Source organism: Chryseobacterium viscerum, from assembly GCF_002899945.2.
GTDB lineage: Bacteria > Bacteroidota > Bacteroidia > Flavobacteriales > Weeksellaceae > Chryseobacterium > Chryseobacterium viscerum.
Genome location: NZ_PPEG02000024.1, coordinates 1 through 2,454, shown reverse-complemented (window position 1 = coordinate 2,454; position 2,454 = coordinate 1). Strand labels below are relative to the sequence as shown.

Genomic DNA, 2,454 nt, shown 5'->3' with positions numbered 1-2,454 from the left:
CGTTTGGGAGTTGGTACAGTTTCTCCAAAGGTAACACTTGATGTAGCGGCCAGAGCGATTGATGGTTCAGCTGCTGAAGGATTTAAGGTTCCTATGCTTACAGGGAATGCACTGTATGCTGCGGCAACCAACGGAAAGTATACTTCTTCACAAGATGGTGCTATTGTACACGTTACGACAGCGGCAGATGTAAGCAAACGTACGGGGCAGACAGAATACATAGATTCTTCGGGGCTTTATTATTTCAACGCCGGAGAGGGGAGTTCTGGTAAGTGGCTCAAGCTATCCGGTGGAACTGTCTCGCCTGTATTGGGTTCTCTGGATTGTAACGGCTCTCTTTCTGTGGGTCATCTTTACAGCGGAGAGATATCCAATGGAGTAAGTTCTGTTGTTTCTTATACCAATGGCAACGGCGCAGCATATAATGCACAGGATATTTTATCTACGGGTGTTACCGGTCTGACAGCCCATCTTTCTGCAGGTTCTTTAAGCAATGGTAATGGTAGTTTAACCTATACAATCAGTGGTACACCTTCAGGACCGGGAACGGCAAGTTTTGCGATAGGAATCGGCGGTCAAAGCTGTACTTTGACAAGGACTGTTGTTCTTTCGTCTACAGTAAGTTCTCTAGATTGTTCCGGAGCTGTAAATAGCGGTACTTTAACAGAGGGCAGTGCAGTGAGTGGTGTAAGTTCAGTGATCTCTTATACAGGTGGTAACGGGGGATTGTATAGTGCTCAGTCTGTTTCTTCAACAGGAGTAACAGGATTAACAGCTGCATTGTCTTCAGGAACGTTAGCTAATGGGAATGGCAGTGTAACATATACGATTAGTGGTACGCCATCAGGATCGGGAACAGCAAGCTTTTCGATCAGTATTGGTGGTAAAAGCTGTATACTCACCAGAAAAGTAACATCATCTATTACCATTCCTTCCGGTATTATTTTGGGACAAAACGTAACCTATTTTGTAACCTCAGTCTATGACAAGGATTATCTTCCTTATACGGTACCAACAGGAGATGCAAGTACCAACGTACAAGCAGCTGACGGATCTAACGAAATGGTAACGGTCAATGTACAGGGAACTATTACTCCATCAGGTGTAAAGGTTAACATACCTGTAAAAGTAGAACAGGGTGGTATTTTACCAGCTTATTCTACTACAATTACCATACCTGCAGATATGACCGAAGATGGTGTCAGCAGAAATCTAACACTATCTTGGGCATCACAGGCTTGCGATTTTTTTGACACTAAATTTATTACCGCTACAATCAAGGCCATTGGTGGTACATTAAATGCTAAGAAATTGGACATTAATTCCGGTATTGGTAATGATGCATTGGGTGTGTTAATGGGGCAGTTTACGTATCCTTATAATAATGCAGGGAATACTACGAGCTATAGTGTAAGAGACATTGCAGGGATTCCGGACAGGATGTTTGGTGTTGCTGATAATACCGGCAATAGTGCAACCCATATGATGTTGTATTCACCGGTTGTGGCAGAAGATGGAAAAGTTTGGTTAAACAACAATTTAGGGGCTCATTATGCTAATATCAATCACGCCAGTTTTAATCCGGGACAGCAAGCTATGAGTTCTACCGACTATTTAGCATATGGCAGCTTGTTCCAATGGGGCAGGAAACCCGATGGACATGAGTTAATTAATTGGGGGAGCGGCGGTACACCAGGAACACCGGTGTATGGTAAAACTTCTACGTTAAGCAATATGCCATCCCATGCCTTGTTTATTGTTAGTGGTGCATCACCTTTTGATTGGAGAACAACACAGGATGACACGCTTTGGCTTGGTTTGTCAGGTGCTAACAATCCATGTCCTTCAGGCTTTAGAGTACCTACGGATACAGAAATAGATAAGATTAGAATAATGGTTGGTGCTAATATAGAAAATTCAGCTTTGAAATTTTCCTTTAGTGGTGCACGCATTGCTAATTATAGTGATTTAGCAGACGTAGGAAGTCTTTATTATTTTTGGACTAGTTCAGTCAATGGTGTAAGAGCCATTGGAATGAGTACTGTATTAAACAATATCGTTCGTGGAAATGCCAACTCTGTACGTTGTATTAAGGATTGACCCTGAGTTCTTGTGTTGAACTTATCGAAATATACCGAAAGAAAAGGCTTTGTTCCTTGACTCTTATTTGCTCTTGCGCGAGGAGGAGAACAAATAAGCGAAGTTACAGATGTTTATTGTTAGATTATTCATGAGGGAGCTTATCTGTCAGGATGGCTTTTATATAGAAAATTTCGGAGTAAAGAATAAAGCATATCAAGGTAAATAAAATTTAATTCAATTTTTTCATATGAAAAAAAAATTTTTAATTGGAATAATGAGCTTAACAGGATGTTTTGTTCTGGCTCAGGTGGGTATCAATACCCAGGTTCCTCAATCTACATTAGATGTAGTTGCTAAAACAACAGATGGTTC

Annotated in this window: 1 protein-coding gene; it reads left to right on the top strand. The window is 41.2% G+C overall.

Translation table 11 applies throughout. The features are described from left to right. A partial coding sequence (locus C1634_RS25600; protein WP_228410174.1) for a fibrobacter succinogenes major paralogous domain-containing protein occupies positions 1–2,100 on the top strand: 2,100 nt, incomplete at its 5' end. Positions 2,101–2,454: the final 354 nt, after the last annotated feature.